Source organism: Streptomyces fungicidicus (genome assembly GCF_003665435.1).
GTDB lineage: Bacteria > Actinomycetota > Actinomycetes > Streptomycetales > Streptomycetaceae > Streptomyces > Streptomyces fungicidicus.
Genome location: NZ_CP023407.1, coordinates 2,880,215 through 2,897,494, shown reverse-complemented (window position 1 = coordinate 2,897,494; position 17,280 = coordinate 2,880,215). Strand labels below are relative to the sequence as shown.

Below are 17,280 nucleotides of genomic sequence, written 5' to 3'. Positions count from 1 at the left end.
CCGCCCCGGCGGCGGGGCTCAGCCGGGGAGGAGCGGACGGCTCGGCCGGATCTCGCGCAGGTACACCAGCACGTCCGCCGACCTGAGCAGGTTGACCCGGTCCGGGTCCCGCGGCCAGTGCGTGCCGATCTCCCGTTTGGGACGGGCGTGGTCCAGCCAGGAGCGCACGGCGGGCGGCGCGGTGCGCAGGTCCAGGTACCAGTTCCGGTGCCCCACCCGGTCCAGGACGAGCTCGACCGAGCCGGCCGCGGCCGGTCCCGACCGGAACACCTTCACGTCCTCGGGACGGGGGGCGGCGACGCCCGTGCCGGTGGCGTTGAAGGAGCCGTGGCCGAAGGCCAGGCCCACGGCGCGGTAGGAGTCCCCGAGCGCGCGGCGGAGCAGGCCGCCCTGGATGACCGGGTAGTCCGGGTCGAAGCCCTCCAGGTACACATGGCCGTCGTGGGCGGCCAGCACCGTCCGGGCACCGGTGTGCCGGAGCCACCAGAGGGTGTTCTCCGCCATCACGGTGTCGCGGTAGGCCAGGGCGCGGCGTTCCTCGGCCGGGTCGTCGTAGTCGAAGGCGTTCTGGCGTGCGACCTGGTGGACGACCTCCGCGTTCCGCACCGCGCGCAGGTGGTCGCCCCGGGTCGCGGTGAGCCCGGCGAAGCTCCGGGCGCGCAGCAGCTCCAGGACGCGCCCGGTGCGTGCGGCCTTCTCCTGCCGCACGGCCAGGGGCTCCTCGAGGGAAGCCGCCATGTGCTCACCGGCGGGCAGGGTGGGGCGCAGGCCCCGGTACAGGCGGGTGACGGTGGGCAGCAGGTCGGGGTGGGCGTGCCGGACGTGGTCGAGGACCCGGTCGTACAGTTCCGGGCCGACGTGACTGCTGTCGTTGCCGGCGAACCTGAGCGGATCGCCGGGGTGGGCCACGTTGTACGCGCGCATCCAGCGGATCAGGTCCAGTACCTCACGGGTGCGCATGAACAGGTAGGCGTCCTGGAACTCCTCGGACATGATCCGGGCCGGGTCGCCGCGACCGGTGAGCAGATGGTCGTCCAGACGCAGCCCCGCGCTCCAAGGGGCTTCGAGGACGAAGGAGCGGAAGCCCTTCTCCTCGACCAGGTACCGCAGCACCCGGTGCTGGAGGGCGAGGAAGTCGTGCGAGCCGTGGGCGGCCTGCCCCACGCCGACCAGCCGGGCGTCGCCCACCGCCGCCCCCAAGGGGCGCAGGTCGTCGAGGGGGCCGGTGGGCTCCACGGTGCGCAGCGGACGGGCCGCCTTGCGCAGGGCGGGCAGCAGGCCGGTGGACGTCCCCGGCGCACGGGCCCGCTGTCCGGCCCCTTCACGGGCGAGTCCCGCGCCCGGCCGGATCTCGCGCAGGTGCACCACCAGGTCCGCCGACCGCAGCAGGTTGACCCGGTCACCGGGCGGCGGGAAGTCCGTGCCGATCTCGCGCTTGGGCCGGGTGACGTCCAGCAGGGCGCGGGCGTCCGGCGGCGCGGTGCGCAGGTCGGCGTACCAGCTTTGGTGGCCCACCCGGTCCAGGAGGTGCTCGACCGAGCCGGGTTCGGGGGGCTCCACCTCGAACCGCCGGACGTCGCCGTCGGCCGGGTTCTGCAGGCCCTGTGCGGTGGCGCGCACGGCGCCCCTGCCGAAGGAGAGACCCACCGCCAGGTAGCCGTCGCCGAGGCGCCGCTGGAGCACCGCGCCCTGGGCGAGGGGCAGGCTGGGCGTGGAACTGCGCTTGTACAGATGGCTGTTGTGTCCGCCCAGCACCAGCCGGTGGCCGGTGTGCCGGTGCCACCACAGGGTGTTGTCCGCCATGGCGGTGTCGCGGTGGACCATGGCCCGCGGTACGGCCCGGGGGTCGCTGAGGTCGAAGGCGTACAGCCGCGCCACCTGGTCGATGACCCTGGCGTGCTGGACCGTCAGGTCGTGGCCGCCGTCCCTCCCGGCGGGCTCGCGGGCGCGCAGCAGCTCCAGGACGCGTCCGGTGCGTTCGGCCGCCGCGCGGCGCTCGTCCAGCGGCGCGGTCACGACGGCGCGCATCCACGCACCGGCGGGCAGGGTGGGGCGCAGCCCCCGGTACAGGCGGGTGACGGTGGGCAGCAGGTCGGGGTGGGCGTGCCGGACGTGGTCGAGGACCCGGTCGTACAGTTCCGGGCCGGCGTGACTGCTGTCGTCGCCGGCGAACCTGAGCGGATCGCCGGGGTGGGCGACGTTGTACGCGCGCATCCAGCGGATCATGTCCAGGTACTCCTGGCTGTGCAGCAGCAGGTAGGCGTCCTGGAACTCCTCGGACATGATGCGGGCCGGGTCGCCGCGACCGGTGAGCAGATGGTCGTCGAGGCGGGCGCCCGCGCTCCAGTTGGCCTCCAGGACGAAGGAGCGGAAGCCCTTCTCCTCGACCAGGTACCGCAGCACCCGGTGCCGGAAGGCGACGAAGTCGTGGGAGCCGTGGGCGGCCTCGCCGATGCCGACCACGACGGCGTCACCGACCGCCCTCCCGAAGGGGCGCAGGTCCTCGAAGGGGCCGGTGGGCTCGATGGTGCGCAACGGACGGGCGGCCTTCTCGAGGGCCGGCGGCGCGGGGGACGGCAGTGCGTCGCCGGCCGCCGTGGGAGACCGGTCCGAAGCACCGGGGTCGCCGCCGGCCGGGACGGCGGCGACCGTCCCGCACATGACGGCTATGCAGACGAGGAGCGCGGCGGCCGGCCGCCGCGACAGCGAGGGTGCCATGACGCCAGCCTCCCCGCCGGGGCGTCGCGCCGCGCCCCGAGTGTCACCCGGCCGGAGCAGCGCCGCGGGCAAGGGGCGGACCCGGCAGGGCACCTGCGGGATCCTCCAGTGCCCTGCGGACCCGGCAGGGCTCGTGCGGGACCCGGCAGGGCTCGTGCGGGAGGCGCCCGGCGGTGCCTACGGGCGGGCCAGGAAGCGCTCCAGGGCTGCCACCACCAGTTCGTGGTCTTCGAGTTGGGGGAGGCCTGAGACGGTGATCGCGCCTATGACGCCCGTGCCTTCGAGGGTGAGGGGGAAGGAGCCGCCGTGGGCCGCGTAGGTGTCGGGGTCGAGGCGGGAGGAGGCCTCGAAGGTGGTGCCCTTGGCCCGGTGGCGGGCGCCCACCAGGTAGGAGGCGGAGCCGTAGCGTTCCACCACGCGGCGCTTGCGGGCGATCCAGGCGTCGTTGTCGGGGGTGGAGCCGGGCAGGGCGGCGTGGAAGAGCTGCTGGCCCGCGCGGTGGATGTCGATGGCGACGGGGGCCCGGCGCTCCCGCGCCAGCTCCACCAGCAGGGAGCCGAGCGCCCACGCGTCGTCGTAGGTGAACTGCGAGAAGACCAGGCGGCGTTCCTGCGCCTCCAGCTCCTCCACGGTCGGGGTGGTGGTCACAGCGTCACCGTCACCTTCTCCAGGGCCGACCGGCGGGCGGCCTCCAGTACGTCCAGGGTGGCGGCCGCCTCCCGCGCGGTCACCGGATTGGGGGCGCCCTCCAGCAGGGCCTTCGCCACGGCCGCGTAGTAGGCGGGGTAGTCGCCCGGGAGGGTCGGTACGGGGCTGCCGCCGCCGGTCACCGGGGACTCCCCGGCGCCGACGCGGCCCCACAGCTCCTCCGGCTCCGTGCCCCAGTCGGCGCCGGCCGTGCCGGGGCGGTCGCCGTCGCGCAGGGCCGCCTCCTGGGGGTCGAGGCCGTGCTTGACGTACCCCGCCTTCGAGCCCAGGACGCGGAAGCGCGGGCCGAGCTGGGCCGTGGTTGCGGAGACGTAGAGGTGGGAGCGGACGCCGTTGGTGTGCGTCAGCGCGATGAACGTGTCGTCGTCGGTCTGCGCGCCGTCACGGCGGACGACCGCCTCCGCGTACACGGCGGTCACCGGGCCGAAGAGGACCAGCGCCTGGTCGACGACATGGCTGCCGAGGTCGTAGAGCAGACCGCCGATCTCCGCGGGGTCGCCGGACTCCCGCCAGCCGCCCTTGAGCTGCGGACGCCAGCGTTCGAAACGGGACTCGAAGCGGTACACGTCGCCGAGTTCGCCGTCGTCGAGCAGCTTGCGCAGGGTGAGGAAGTCGTTGTCCCAGCGGCGGTTCTGGAAGACGGAGAGGAGCAGGCCGCGCTCCTCGGCGAGCGCCGCCAGCTCGCGGGCCTCGGCCGCCGTGCCGGAGAGCGGCTTGTCGACGACCACCGGTAGACCGGCCTGGAGGGCGGCCTTGGCGAGGGGGACGTGCGTCTTGTTCGGGGACGCGATGACGATCAGGTCCAGCTCGCCGGAGCGGGCGAGGAGCTCGTCCGGCGTCGCGGCGACGCGTACGTCCGGGAACTCGGCGCGGGCCCCCCGCTGCCGCTCCGGGTTCGAGGTGACGACCGTGTCGAGCGCGAGGCCCTCGGTCGCGGCGATCAGCGGGGCGTGGAACACGGAACCCGCGAGGCCGTAGCCGACGAGGCCGACGCGGAGGGGAGTGACAGTCATGCACCTACTTTCGCAACGCTGTTGCCAAAGTGCAAGCAGGAGGGAGAATGGCCCGGTGAACAGGACCAACGACGGCAGCGGCGGGACCCCGCTGGGGGTCAACCTGCTCGCCCTGCGCAGCCACAACACCGCGCTCGTGCTCGACCTGCTGCGGACCGCGGGGGCGGAGGGGATCAGCCGGCTGGAACTGGCCGAGCGCACCGGGCTGACCCCGCAGGCGGTCAGCAAGATCACGGCGCGGCTGCGGGAGGACGGGCTGGCGGCGGAGGCGGGGCGCCGGGCGTCCACGGGCGGCAAGCCGCGCACGGTGCTGCGCCTGGTGCCGGAGGCCGGGCACGCGGTGGGCGTGCATCTGGACCGGGACGAGGTGCGGGCGGTGCTGGTCGACCTCGACGGGACGGTGGTGGACCGGCGCGGGGGGCCGCTGGACCTGGGCGCGGGGGCGGAGGCGGTACTGGCGCGGGTGGCCGGGATGGTCGAGGAGCTGCGGGCGCCGGGGCGGCCGGCCGGGGCGGGCCGGTCCCCGCTCGGGGTCGGGGTCGCGCTGCCCGGGCCGCTCGACCACGGGAGGGGCGTGCTGCACCGGGTCACCGGCTTCCCCGCGTGGGACGGCTTCCCGCTGCGGGACGCGCTGGCGCGGCGGCTCGGTGTGCCGGTGGTCGTCGACAAGGACACCAACGCGGCGGCGCTGGGGCTCGCGGCGGGCGGCGAAGGGGGCTCCTTCGCCTATCTGCACCTCGGTACGGGGCTGGGGGCGGGGCTGGTGATCGGGGGGAGCGTGCACCGGGGGCCGCGGACCGGGGCGGGGGAGTTCGGGCACCAGGTGGTGCAGCTGGACGGGCCGCGGTGCGGGTGCGGTGACCGGGGGTGCGTGGAGGCGTTGTGCCTCGCGGCGGTCGGCCGGGGGGAGACGGGGGAGGCGGCTCGGGTGCTGGGGGTGGGGGCGGCGAATCTGGTGGGGCTGCTGGACATCGATCGTGTGCTGCTCGGGGGGCGGACGGTGGAGGGGGAGCCGGAGGTGTTCCTGCGGGGGGTGCGGGGGGTGCTGGATGCGCGGGCTCGGCGGACCGGGGACGCGGCGGTGCCGGTACGGGTGGTCGGGGGCGAGGTCGCCGAGGGGGCGGCGCAGCTGGTGCTGGCGCCGGTGTTCGGGCGGGGGGACGGGTAGCGCCCTCGCGGTGCCTGGTGCCCGGCGCGGGGGTGGGCCGGGGGTGGGTTCGCACGGCCCGGCGCTTGCGGGGTGCCGTCGCGCCCACCCGTGCCGCCCTGCGGCACGATTGCCCGCGGAAGCGGGGACGCGAGGGCGCGGGGCGGGCGCGGGTGCGGGGGCGCGGGGTGCCCGCGGGGGCGGGGGCGGGGGTTGGGGTGGGGTCAGACGAGGTCGACCAGGTCGGCGATGGAGTCCACTACGCGGGTCGGGCGGTACGGGTAGCGGCCGATGTCGTCCTTCGTCGTCAGGCCCGTGAGGACGAGGAACGTCTCCATGCCGGCCTCCAGCCCGGCCAGCACGTCCGTGTCCATCCGGTCACCGATCATGGCGCTGCTCTCGGAGTGCGCCCCGATGACGTTCAGACCGGTCCGCATCATCAGCGGGTTCGGCTTGCCGACGAAGTACGGCTCCTTCCCCGTGGCCTTCGTGATCAGCGCGGCCACGGAACCCGTCGCGGGCAGCGCGCCCTCGGGCGAGGGGCCGGTGTTGTCCGGGTTGGTGGCGATGAACCGGGCCCCGTCGTTGATCAGCCGGATGGCCTTGGTCAGCGCCTCGAAGGAGTAGGTACGGGTCTCACCCAGGATGACGAAATCGGGGTCGGTGTCCGTCATGACGTAGCCCGCCTCGTGCATGGCCGTCGTCAGGCCGGCCTCGCCGATGACATAGGCGGTGCCGTTCGGGTGCTGGGTGTCCAGGAAAGTCGCCGTGGCGAGGGCGGAGGTCCAGATGTTCTCCACCGGCACCTCGAGCCCGATCCGGTTCAGGCGGGCGTGCAGGTCCCGGGCCGTGTAGATCGAGTTGTTGGTGAGGACCAGGAACGGCCGCCCCGAGTCCCGCAGCTTCTTGATGAAGGCATCGGCGCCGGGCACCGGCACCCCTTCGTGCATCAGGACGCCGTCCATGTCGGTGAGCCACGAGGTGATGGGCTTGCGCTCTGTCATGGTGGCGGACTCCTGCCGTGCGTGGGCCATGGGACGCCTCATGCTATGCAGTCGCCGCGCAAACCTCATCCGCCCCCACCCTCACCCGTACGGCGCAATCGCCGCACGTCCGGGGATGCGGCGCCGCAGAACGCGCGGCAGGCTCCAGGTGTCTGGAGGTTCACGATGTGTTCCCAGCTAGTCGCTCTCCGCACGGACTGATCATGTCCGAAACGGAACGCTTCCCGTCCGGTACCGGGCGGCTGCTCGCCGGTGTGGCCTGGGTGGTGCTGCTGCTCGGGCTGTGGCTGTGGGGCCGCGGGCCGGGCGACGTACCCGCCGGGGCGGCCGGGACCGCCGTCGGCGACATGGCGGCGGCCGGGCGCCCGCCCCGGGTCGTACTGCCGCCCGCCCACCCGCCCCGGGCCGCCGCCGAGCCACGGCGGCTCGACATCCCCGCCCTCGGCATCCGGCTGCCGGTGACACAGGACGGGCACGGCCGGCCCGGTGCGGTCGGCTGGCACGCGGACGGGGTCGCGCCGGGCGAGCCGGGCGCCGCGCTGATGACGGCGTCCTCCGGCCTTCGGGGGGCGGGCACGCTCGAGCCCGGCCGGAAGATCCGGGTGGCCCGCGCGAACGCCGCGACCGCCGAGTTCACCGTCGAGGACGTCCAAGTCCGCCCCGGCGAACGGTTCGACGCCCGGCAGGCCCACGAGCCGCGCCGCGCGGGACGGGCCGAACTCCTGCTGGTGGTCTGCGGCGAGGACCCCGGCCCGACCGGCGGCGGCTGCACGGCCGACGCGGTCGTCTCGGCGTATCTGACCGCAACCGGGCCCTGAACCGACCCGGCAGAAGCCACGCCCCACACCTGACCCGGCCGGCGGCCCGCTCCCCGGAGGCCGCCGACCGGGCCGGTCCTCGACCGCGCGGGGCCCGGGCCGCGGGAGTGGCCCGGGCCGCCGGCGCGGGAGGCAGCGGGGGAGTCGTGGTGCGCGGGGCACCGGCCGGACGGTCGGCACGACTGTAGAACGAAAGACGTGCCCGGCCCAAGGGGCGAATGACGCCAAGTCCCGTGCCGACAGCGGTCCGTGATCTCCGCAGGTGACTCGGCCGCCCGCACGCGCCACCACCGCCCTGCGGCCCCGTGGAGCCGTGCTGTAACAGGTCACGGACAAGGCGGGCTCGGCCTCGGTGGCGTCGCGGGACGTATGTCAGGATTGGGGCTCGGAGCACATGGAACAAGTGCACCCAAGGGGGGCTTGATGCACGGCAGCAGGGGGGTCGGGGCGTTCGCCGGGAGGAAGCGGGCGTCCGCGGTGGTGCTGGGGGCGGCACTGCTGATCACGGGGTGTTCCTCCTCCGACGACAAGGGGGGCGAGCCGGACGCCGGCGCGGGGATCACCCAGCAGCCGAAGGACTCGGACCCGTTTTGGGTCAACCCGGACGGCAACGCCGCGCGGCAGGTCGCCGCACTGGAGAAGGACGGCAGGAAGGCCGAGGCCGGCCAGATCCGCAAGATAGCCGAGCAGCCCGTCGCCGAGTGGATCAGCCCCGAGAACCCCGAGGAGCAGGCCCGCGGCTTCACCGAGGCCGCGGACAAGGCGGACCGCACGGCGCTGCTGGTCCTCTACAACATCCCGCACCGCGACTGCGGCCAGTACTCACAGGGCGGCGCCTCCGACGGCAACGCCTACCGCGACTTCGTCGACGGTGTCGCCAAGGGCATCGGGGACCGTCCGGCGACCGTGATCCTCGAACCGGACGCGGTGCTGCACCTGGTGGACGGCTGCACCCCGGAAGAGTTCCACGAGGAGCGCTACGACCTCCTCAAGGGCGCCGTCGCCAAGCTGAAGGGCCTGAAGAACACCAAGGTCTACCTGGACGCGGGCAACGCCGGCTGGGGCAACCCCGACCAGATCCACGAACCGCTCAAGTGGGCCGGCGTCGACCAGGCCGACGGCTTCTCGGTGAACGTCTCCAACTTCTACTCCACCGAGGAGTCCATCGCCTACGGCAAGCGGCTCTCCGCCAAGACCGGCGGCAAGCCCTTCGTCATCGACACCAGCCGCAACGGCAACGGCCCCTACACCGCAGGCGCCGCCGACGAACGCTGGTGCAACCCGCCCGGCCGCGCGCTCGGCGAGACCCCGACGACGAAGACCGCCGACCCCCTGGTCGACGCCTACCTCTGGGTCAAGCGGCCGGGGGAGTCGGACGGCGAGTGCAAGGGCGGCCCCAAGGCGGGCCAGTGGTGGGCGGACTACGCCCTGAAGCTCGCCAGGTCCACCGGCTGACGGGGCGTCGGGGGTGACCGCCGGGACGGTCACCCCCACTGCCGCCGTACGCGAAAGGGGCGTCCTCCGTGGTGGAGGACGCCCCTTGTTTGCGCCGTGTCCTACGGCACCCTGACCCACTGGGCCTTGCTGGGCGTGCCGTCGCCGTCGTTGACGAAGAGCATGTACCAGCCCGCCTGGACCAGGTTCCGCCCCTTCGGCACCGTCACCGTCAGCTTGTCGCCGTCGGCCTCGAAGTCCAGCGCGATCGACCGCTGGTCCACGTCGGTGACATGGGTCGAGGCGCTCGGCCGGATCAGCCGGACGCTCTTGACCGACGCCGCGTCCTTCGAGGTGAACGTCGCGCTGCCGCCGCGGGCCACGGTCTTCGGGCCCCCCGACAGATCAGGCTGCTCGTTTTCCCCGTACAGGTACGGCGGCGTGTAGATCTCGATGCGCTGCTCGAACTCGCCCGGCTTGGTGTTGGCCTTGTCGGCGTAGAGCGAGTCGGAGCCGAAGAACATCACCCGGCCGTCGGGCAGCAGGATCGAGCCCGAGTGGTAGTTGCGGCCCACCAGCGGGTCGGCGACCCGCCTGAGCTCGTTCTTCTTCGTGTCGTAGATCCGCGCCTGGAGGATGTTGGAGTCACCGCGGCCGCGGTAGTCCTCCGAGCCGCCGGAGATCAGCACCTCGTCGTTGGGCAGCACCGAGGCCTGCGGGTAGCGGGTGCCCTTCTCCAGGGAGGGCCCGTCGACGAACTCCGGGTCGTCGGCCCCGAGGTCGACGATCCTGGTCTTCTCGCTTGCCAGCTCGGACTCGCCGACCCCGCCGCCGCCGATCACCATGTACTTCTCGTCCTGCGCCGGCGGCAGCAGCACCGTGCCGGACGTCTCCATCATGTCGGGGTCGCTCAGCCCGGGGATCTTCTCGAACTTGTTGGTCTCCACGTCCCAGACGCCCGGCTCGCGGCCCACGTCGTCCGGCCCGTAGCCGGCGTTCGAACCCGAATAGAACACCTTGCCGTTCTGCATCAGGAACAGCGCCGGGTACGTCGGGAACTGGCGGACCTTGTCGGTGTAGGTCCACTCCTTGGTCTCCGGGTCGTAGACCTCGTTCTTGCCCGGGACCAGCTGCCCGATGTCGTCGAGTCCGGAGACGCTGAGGATCTTCCCGTCGCTCAGGGTGGTGAGCGTCGGGTACCAGCGGGCCTCCTTCATCGGGTCGACCTTGATGTACTTCTCGGCGACCGGGTCGAACTCGAAGGCGTCCCGGATCCCCTGGAAGTCCTTCTTGTCCAGGGCGAGCTTCTCCGCGATGCCGTACGTGTTGCGCGCGTCGGCGCCGGACAGGCCCCGCACCGTGTAGTTGTCCTGCGTGCCGGTCTCGTACTTGGCGCCCTCCTGCTGCGCCTCGACGTAGATGCGGCCCACGCCCGCGGTGGTGCCCAGGAACTCGCCGGTGACCGGGTCGAAGTCCTTCTCGGCGCGCGGGACGAGCACCGGGTCCTTCGAGACGAAGGTCTTGCCGTTCTCCTTGCCCGTGAACTTCGTGCCCGCGGGCAGGGTGATCGGCTTGTCCGGGTTCTCGTTGTGGACGAGCATCAGGCCGCCGGCCTTCTTCACGTCACCCTTGAGCTTCTCGTACCGCTTCGTGCCGCCGGCGATCAGCAGATTGCCGTTGGCGAGCTGGGTGTGGCCGGTGCAGAACAGGTCGGAGGGGGTCGGCACCTTCTTGATGGTCCCCTTGACCGGGTCCCAGATCCGGGTGTCGTACCTCTTCGCGTCGAAGTTGTCCTGGTCGTTGCCCGACCCCGCGACGAGCAGCACCTTGCCGGTGCGCAGCAGCGCCGCGTGGATGGTGTTCTGCCGGTACTCCTCGGGGAACTCGACGATCTCCCACTTGCCGTTCGCGGCCTTGTACTCCGGCTGATCGATCTTGTACTGGTGGTATTTCTCGGTCCCGAAGCGGTACAGCCACGGCCCGTTCATTCCTGCCAGCGCCAGTACCACCGCCGTGCCTATCGCGAGACGACGGGCCCGACGGCGGCCTGCACGGTCCTTCATTCCTTACGTCCCCCAAGTCCACCAAGGGCGATCTGCATGGTCTGGTCGTTGCCGGGGTTGCCGCCCCCGGGCCCGCCCGGCCCTTCGGGACCCCCCGCTCCGCCCGGCGCTCCGTGCGAGCTGGCCCAGGTGGGCCGGGCGTGCGGCTGGTGGGCGTGCTGGTACGGGGCCTGCTGCTGCTGCGGCATCTGCGGCGGCTGCTGCGTCCGGGGCTCCTGCCCGGCGTCCGGCCGGCCGCCCGCGGCGTGCGCGCCGGGCTTCTTCCGGTCCTGCCGCATGCCGTGGCGCCAGGCGAACATCGGCGCGGCGGTGATCAGCAGGGCGAAGGTCGCCCAGATGACCATCGCCGGGTGCGAGTGGCCGTAGACGAAGCCCGCGGTGAGGGAACCGGCGAAGATCAGGATGAAGTACCAGTGGTAGCGGAAGGTTCCGAACCAGGTGTCCGGGCTGGCCGAGTCGCCCTTCGGGGTGACCACGAACTTGCTCTTCTTGCGCAGGACGGAGTCGATCAGCGCCTTCGCGTAGAGCGGCGCCGACAGCGCGGACATCACCATGCCGGCCACACCGCCGGAGCCCTCCGGCTCGTGCGGCGAGACGTTGTGCCGGCGGTTCCAGATGTACAGGCCGATCTGCAGCGCGGAGGCGTTGCCGTAGAGCATCAGCCAGATGGTGGGGTCGATGTTCACGCCCGAGGCGCCCAGGCCCAGGAACAGCGCGCAGCTGATCGCCGCGAGGATCCAGTTGAGGGCCGACATCGGGTAGAAGATGATCATCATCGTGTAGTTGAAGAGCTTGCTCGGCGGGAGCGAGTAGAAGCCCTTCCAGTACTGCCCGATGATCGTCTCGTACGTACCGCGCGACCAGCGCATCTGCTGGGTGAAGAAGTCGGTCCAGGCGTTGGGGCCCTCACCGACCGCGAGCACGTCCGGGGTGTAGACCGAGCGCCACTTCCTCCCCGTCGCCGGGTTCTTGTGGCGGTGCATCTCGAAGCCGGTCGCCATGTCCTCGGTGATCGAGTCGTACAGACCGCCGATCTGCTTCAGCGCCGTGATGCGCACGGCGTTGGAGGTGCCCACGAACATCGGCGAGCCGTAGCGGTTGCCGGCGCGCTGGATCAGGGCGTGGAAGAGGAACTGCTGGGACTCGGCGGCCTTGGTGACGAAGTTGTCGTAGTTGCCGTAGACCTGGGGGCCGATGACGAAGCCGACGTCCGGGTCGCGGAAGAAGCCGAGCATCCGCTCCAGGTAGTTCGGCAGCGGCACGTGGTCGGTGTCGACGGAGGCGAAGTAGTCGTAGTCGTCGCCGTGCGCGTCCAGCCAGGCGTTGTAGTTGCCGTGCTTGGTCTTCGCCCGGTGCGCGCCCTTCTTCTGGTTCCACTTGGCGACGCCCTTGCGGGAGAAGTGGTGCACGCCGAGCCGGGCGCAGACCTCCTTCACCTCCGGGTCGTCGCCCTCGTCGAGCAGCCAGACGTGCATGAGACCCCGGTGGCGGATCTTGACGGCCGCCTCCAGGGTCTTCGTCACCATCTCCAGCGGCTCCTTGCCGGGCACGAAGGAGGTGAGGAAGGCGACCCGGGTGCCGGTCTCGGGCACCACCGGGATCGGGTCGCGGGCGACCAGCGTGGCGTGCGCGTTGGACAGCACGTTCAGACAGCGGAAGAGCTCGATCAGACCGATCGAGACGAGCATGACGATGTCGAGGGCCGGCAGCCACTCGAACTCCACGTAGTCCCGCTCGGTCCAGTGCGAGGGCTGCAGCAGCCACACCAGCAGGACCAGCGAGAGCACCGGGGCCGCGGCCAGCATCAGCGCGATGCGGATGCGGTGCGGCTCCTGGCCGATCAGCGAGCGGTACTGGACCTTGTAGGGCTTGCCCGGGTCGGGCTGGGTGAGGGGGCCCGCGAGCCGGCTGTAGTGCTCGTAGTCGTATCTCGGCAGCGTCTTCTTGATCCGCCGGAACGCGCCCGTGTTCCAGTTCCGGTGTGGCGGCACCCTGAGCTGGGTGGTCTGGGACGGGTCGTCGTCCCGGTGGGCGCCCGTAGGCGTCGACGTCATGAGTCATCCCCCCAACACGCGGTGGTCCCCGCGTGTTCTGGTCGCTTCCGTACGTCCGCTCCGGTACCCCTCGACCGCCACAGACGTGTCAGTGGTCAACCGCTGTCACCACATCACGCACACCTTATAGACACGGCACAGCGCTGTTCCGGTTGCATGATGCCCCCCTCGGCATCGCCGCCCGAAGCGGGATCCCTCGTCCCGCATCGTCGGCAACCGGTTTCTTTCCCCCCAACCGCCGCGAAAGCGCAGCAACTTGAAGAACCCAGGTTCTACGGTGCCCATCATGATCGCAAGATGCGAAACACGGTGTTCACCGGCCATACGGGTCCATTGTGAAGGGTGGGGGAGGTCCGTGGGGCCGAAGTTCCATACGTGCGCCGAGTGGGTTGCGTTCAAGGGGCGCGAGAGGGTATCCGGCCAAAAACCGACGGGCCCCTCGTGTGCACGAGGAGCCCGTCCGCAGGTGCGCCGCCAGGGACTCGAACCCCGGACCCGCTGATTAAGAGTCAGCTGCTCTAACCAACTGAGCTAGCGGCGCGCGCTGACGGCGCAACTCTACAGGACCCCGGAGGGTGCCCCCGACCGCCGGCCACCCGGCCGCCTTACGGGGGCCACGCCGGCCACGGCCCCGGTCCACCGCGCGTACATCATTCGGACCGTCAACATGCGCGCCCGGAACAGGGTTGCGAAACTGCCCTCGTGCACGGAAGCGGAGAATTCGACCGGGAGCGTGAGGGGAATCGCATGGAGCCTCCGGTATTCGAGGAGATCGATCCGGCGGGCGACTGCGACTGTCCCGGCTGCGCGCACTGGCGGCGGGTGCTGCCGCAATCCCGCAGCGGCCGTTTCCCGGGCCATCCGGCGGCCCGCGGGACCGCTCTCGTCGTGGCCGCCGTGGCCTCCACCACCCTCGCCGCCCACGCGGCCCCCGCAGCCGTCCTCCCGCCCGCCGGTCCGGACGTCTTCGCAGGTGAGGAGCCCGGGACTCCGCAGGGTCCCCGCTCCCCGCTGCACGGCCCCGGCGGCCAGGCGGGCCCGCCCGCGGGCGCCGAGCGCCCCGCGCGGCTGCCCGCGACCACCCGGGCGGACATCATCGCGCGGGCCCGGACATGGGTCACCCGGAAGGTCCCGTACGGCGTGACCTCCTACTGGTCCGACGGTTACCGGCAGGACTGCTCGGGTTATGTCTCGATGGCCTGGGGGCTGCCCGGGAACGAATGGACCGGAAGCCTCGGCGATTACGCCGAGAGAATCACCAAGGCGGAACTCCAGCCGGGTGACGTGCTGCTCTACCACAACGCGGGCGACCCGTACGGCGGATCCCATGTCGTCCTATTCGGGGGCTGGACAGACGCTTCCCGTTCCCAGTACACCGCCTACGAGCAGACCGTCCCGCACACGCGTCGCAGGACCACCCCGTACGCCTACTGGAACAACTCCTCGCGCTACGTCCCGTACCGCTACAAAGGGGTGACCGACGGCGCGGCGCGGAGCACGGAGGCCGCGGGGCCGCCCGCCGCGGAGGGCCGTATCCCGTTCCCCGGAGTGGCCTATTTCGGCCCCGGCGCGGACAACCGGCACGTCGCCGAGCTCGGCCGACTGCTCGCCGGCCGCGGTGCCGGGCGCTTCCACCCCGCAGCTGACGGACCGCGCTGGACGGACGGGGTGCGCCGGGCGGTCCGGGCGTTCCAGGAGGCCCAGGGGTGGCGGGGGGCGGCGGCGGACGGGCTGCCGGGGCCGCTGACCTGGGGGCTGCTGGTCTCCGGCGGTGGCCGGGACGTTCATAGCGGAGATTCCGCTTCCGCTGCCGGGGGCCCTCCGTCCGGGTCCTCCCCGCACGGGGTGAGGGGCTATCCGGGCCGGGCGCTGTTCCGTCCCGGAGCCGTCAACGACCAGGTGACGCGGCTCGGGGAGCAGCTGGTGCGCAAGGGGTTCGGCCGGTACTACGCGGACGGGCCCGGGCCGCGCTGGAGCGAGGCGGACCGCCGCAACGTGGAGGCCTTCCAGCGGGCCCAGGGCTGGCGCGGCGGAGCGGCCGACGGCTACCCGGGCCCGGAGACCTGGCGGCGGCTCTTCCTCTCCTGACGTCCCGGGAACCCACGACGTCCCCGACCCATGACGTCCCGGGAACCCACGACGTCCCCGGACGACCGATGTGACGCATCTGGCGCGGAGGCTGGAGGCACGCATGACCACGACGACATCCCCGATCCCCGAGAACATCCCCGAGCCCGGCGGCCCGGCGGACGACGCCCCGCCGGACGGCGCGGCGGCCCGGCCGGTCCGGCTCATCCACACCGAGTCCACCACCGAGATCCCCGTCCACCTGCTGTTCCGCGACGCCCCCGAGCCGGCGTCGGTGCGGCTGCGGCCGGCCGTCGTCGCCCGCCGTGCGGACGAGGGCGGGCAGGGCACGGGCGGACGCCCGCGACCGCGCGGCCCGGCCGCCGAGCGGGCCCGGCCCGCCGTGCCGCGGATCGACCCCGAACTGGTGGAGCGGCCCGCCCGGGTGCTCCCGGGCGTCGTGGGGGTGTTCGCGGGGCTGTGCGGGGCGGCCGGCTGTGCGGCCACCTCGTGGTGGGCGGGGGTGCTGCCGCCGGTCGCGGCGGAGGTGCTCGGGCCCGCGGCGGCGCACGCGGGCGCGGGCGGGCTCGGTCCCGCGCAGTGGGCGGCGTACGCGGGGGCCGGGGCGCTCGGGCTGTTCGGCTTCGGCGGGCTGGCCCGCGGGCGGACCGGACGGGCCTGGGTGCTCGGTCTGTTCGGCCGTTACCGGGGGACCGTCCGGCGGACCGGGCTGCTGTGGGTCAACCCGCTGCTGCTGCGCCGCCGGGTGGACGTGCGGCTGCGGCACTGGCGCGGTGAGCCGATGCAGGCGGCCGACCGGAGCGGGGTGGCGCTGCGGGTGGCCGTCCTGGTGGTGTGGCGGGTGCGGGACACCGCGCGGGCGACGCTGAGCGTCGAGGACCACGAGTCGTATCTGCGCGCCTGCGTCGAGGCGGCGCTGCTGCGGGTGCCGGTGGCGGCGCCGGGCGCGAGCAGGGGGTCGGTGGACTCGGCGCAGGACGCGCTGACCCGGCTGGTGGCGGAGGACACCGCGCCGGTGGGGGTGGAGGTGTTCGCGGTGCGGCCGGTGCGGGTGGAGTACGCGCCCGAGGTGGCCGCCGCGATGCACCGGCGCCGGATCGCCGCGCTGGACGCCCAGCACCGGGCGAGCGTGCTCGGCTCGGTCGTGGATTCGGTGGAGGACACGGTGACCCGCCTCACCATGCGAGGGCTGGTGGAGCTGGACGACTACGAACGCAAGGCACTGGTGAAGGATCTGACGGTGGCGTTCTGCGCGGGACGGGGGGAGACGGGGCCGTGAACGCGCGGGGAACGGCCCCTGCGATTGGTATGGACATGTTCAACTGACGGCAATACTCTGCACTTGGTCTAGACCTGCACGCCTCACTGAAACCTCCCCCACGTTCTCCAGGAGCGGCAGCATGCGCACACGGACCAAGATGTACGCAGCCGCGGTGGGACTGGCCACGACCGGAGCGCTTGTGCTCTCCTCCGGTGGTGCCAGCGGCCACGGCTACACGGACCTGCCGGTCAGCCGGCAGAAGCTCTGCCAGAACGGCGCGGTGGCGAACTGCGGATCCATCCAGTGGGAGCCGCAGAGCGTCGAGGGCCCGAAGGGCTTCCCCGCCTCCGGTCCCGCGGACGGGCAGCTCTGCTCGGCCAACAACACGCGCTTCGCCCAGCTCGACAGCCCGAAGACCCCCTCGGGCGGCGCCTGGCCGACCACCCGGGTGTCGGGCGGCCAGAACTACACCTTCCGGTGGCAGTTCACGGCCATGCACGCCACCACCGACTTCAAGTACTACGTCACCAAGGCGGGCTGGAACCAGAACCACAACCTGTCCCGGTCCGACCTCAACCTCACCCCGTTCCTGACGGTGCCCTACAACGGGCAGCGTCCGCCGGCCACCCTCTCGCACAGCGGCCGGCTGCCGTCCGGGCTCAGCGGGCACCACGTGATCCTCGCGGTGTGGACGGTGAACGACACGGGCAACGCGTTCTACGCCTGCTCGGACGTGACCTTCTGACCCCGAGCGCGCAAAAGGGCCTCTCGCTCCCACGAGAGGCCCTTCGGTGTGCGCCGCCAGGGACTCGAACCCCGGACCCGCTGATTAAGAGTCAGCTGCTCTAACCAACTGAGCTAGCGGCGCATGACTCCCGCCGTCCGCTTCCGCGGTCGGCGACAGGGAAAATACTACCCGGTCCACGGGGGTGCTCCGGACCACCGCGGCGCCGCCCGGCGCAGGCGGCGTGG

Annotated in this window: 12 protein-coding genes and 2 tRNA genes; 6 read left to right on the top strand and 8 right to left on the bottom strand. The window is 72.5% G+C overall.

The window, feature by feature from the left end:
• Nucleotides 1–18: 18 nt before the first annotated feature.
• The 3 genes from CNQ36_RS35245 to CNQ36_RS12990 form a co-directional block, all read right to left on the bottom strand.
• Entirely contained in the window at nt 19–2,718 is a 2,700-nt protein-coding gene (locus CNQ36_RS35245) for an erythromycin esterase family protein (RefSeq protein WP_228312963.1), read from the bottom strand.
• Nucleotides 2,719–2,895: 177 nt separating this feature from the next.
• A complete protein-coding gene (locus CNQ36_RS12995; RefSeq protein ID WP_121546118.1) occupies nt 2,896–3,366 on the bottom strand; it encodes a heme-degrading domain-containing protein in 471 nt (156 codons plus the stop codon).
• Entirely contained in the window at nt 3,363–4,439 is a 1,077-nt protein-coding gene (locus tag CNQ36_RS12990) for a Gfo/Idh/MocA family protein (RefSeq protein ID WP_121546117.1), read from the bottom strand. The genes CNQ36_RS12995 and CNQ36_RS12990 overlap by 4 nt, the downstream gene beginning before the upstream one ends.
• Nucleotides 4,440–4,530: 91 nt before the next feature.
• On the opposite strand from CNQ36_RS12990, the gene CNQ36_RS12985 reads away from it, so the two are divergent.
• Nucleotides 4,531–5,607 (top strand): ROK family transcriptional regulator, encoded by a 1,077-nt coding sequence (locus CNQ36_RS12985; protein ID WP_228313130.1) that lies wholly within the window; start codon nt 4,531–4,533, stop codon nt 5,605–5,607.
• A gap of 203 nt (nt 5,608–5,810) precedes the next feature.
• Here CNQ36_RS12985 and CNQ36_RS12980 read toward each other — a convergent pair whose 3' ends face one another.
• Complete coding sequence (locus tag CNQ36_RS12980; RefSeq protein ID WP_040908697.1) at nt 5,811–6,590, bottom strand: HAD-IIA family hydrolase; 780 nt, start codon at nt 6,588–6,590, stop codon at nt 5,811–5,813.
• Between the two features lie 203 nt (nt 6,591–6,793).
• Here CNQ36_RS12980 and CNQ36_RS12975 point away from each other — a divergent pair, with 203 nt between their 5' ends.
• Both CNQ36_RS12975 and CNQ36_RS12970 read left to right on the top strand, forming a co-directional pair.
• Nucleotides 6,794–7,408 carry a class F sortase gene (locus CNQ36_RS12975; RefSeq protein WP_121546115.1) on the top strand — a complete coding sequence of 205 codons (615 nt, stop codon included), beginning with the start codon at nt 6,794–6,796 and terminating at the stop codon, nt 7,406–7,408.
• A gap of 423 nt (nt 7,409–7,831) precedes the next feature.
• Complete coding sequence (locus tag CNQ36_RS12970; RefSeq protein WP_121546114.1) at nt 7,832–8,863, top strand: glycoside hydrolase family 6 protein; 1,032 nt, start codon at nt 7,832–7,834, stop codon at nt 8,861–8,863.
• A gap of 101 nt (nt 8,864–8,964) precedes the next feature.
• Here CNQ36_RS12970 and glxA read toward each other — a convergent pair whose 3' ends face one another.
• The 3 genes from glxA to CNQ36_RS12955 form a co-directional block, all read right to left on the bottom strand.
• On the bottom strand, nt 8,965–10,905 hold the full coding sequence (gene glxA / locus CNQ36_RS12965) for a radical copper oxidase GlxA (RefSeq protein ID WP_121546113.1): 1,941 nt from the start codon (nt 10,903–10,905) through the stop codon (nt 8,965–8,967).
• Nucleotides 10,902–12,959 carry a glycosyltransferase family 2 protein gene (locus CNQ36_RS12960; RefSeq protein WP_121546112.1) on the bottom strand — a complete coding sequence of 686 codons (2,058 nt, stop codon included), beginning with the start codon at nt 12,957–12,959 and terminating at the stop codon, nt 10,902–10,904. Before CNQ36_RS12960 ends, glxA begins: the two co-directional genes overlap by 4 nt.
• A 467-nt stretch (nt 12,960–13,426) precedes the next feature.
• Nucleotides 13,427–13,500, bottom strand: a tRNA-Lys gene (locus tag CNQ36_RS12955).
• Nucleotides 13,501–13,706: 206 nt separating this feature from the next.
• Here CNQ36_RS12955 and CNQ36_RS12950 point away from each other — a divergent pair.
• The 3 genes from CNQ36_RS12950 (at nt 13,707) to CNQ36_RS12940 (ending at nt 17,053) form a co-directional block, all read left to right on the top strand.
• Nucleotides 13,707–15,047 (top strand): peptidoglycan-binding protein, encoded by a 1,341-nt coding sequence (locus CNQ36_RS12950; RefSeq protein WP_121546111.1) that lies wholly within the window; start codon nt 13,707–13,709, stop codon nt 15,045–15,047.
• 103 nt (nt 15,048–15,150) lie between these two features.
• Nucleotides 15,151–16,326: an SPFH domain-containing protein gene (locus CNQ36_RS12945; RefSeq protein WP_121546110.1), complete on the top strand. Its 1,176-nt coding sequence runs from the start codon at nt 15,151–15,153 to the stop codon at nt 16,324–16,326.
• 121 nt (nt 16,327–16,447) lie between these two features.
• Complete coding sequence (locus CNQ36_RS12940) at nt 16,448–17,053, top strand: lytic polysaccharide monooxygenase auxiliary activity family 9 protein (RefSeq protein WP_004931038.1); 606 nt, start codon at nt 16,448–16,450, stop codon at nt 17,051–17,053.
• Nucleotides 17,054–17,102: 49 nt separating this feature from the next.
• Here CNQ36_RS12940 and CNQ36_RS12935 read toward each other — a convergent pair.
• Nucleotides 17,103–17,176 (bottom strand) — tRNA-Lys (locus tag CNQ36_RS12935).
• Between the last annotated feature and the right edge of the window lie 104 nt (nt 17,177–17,280).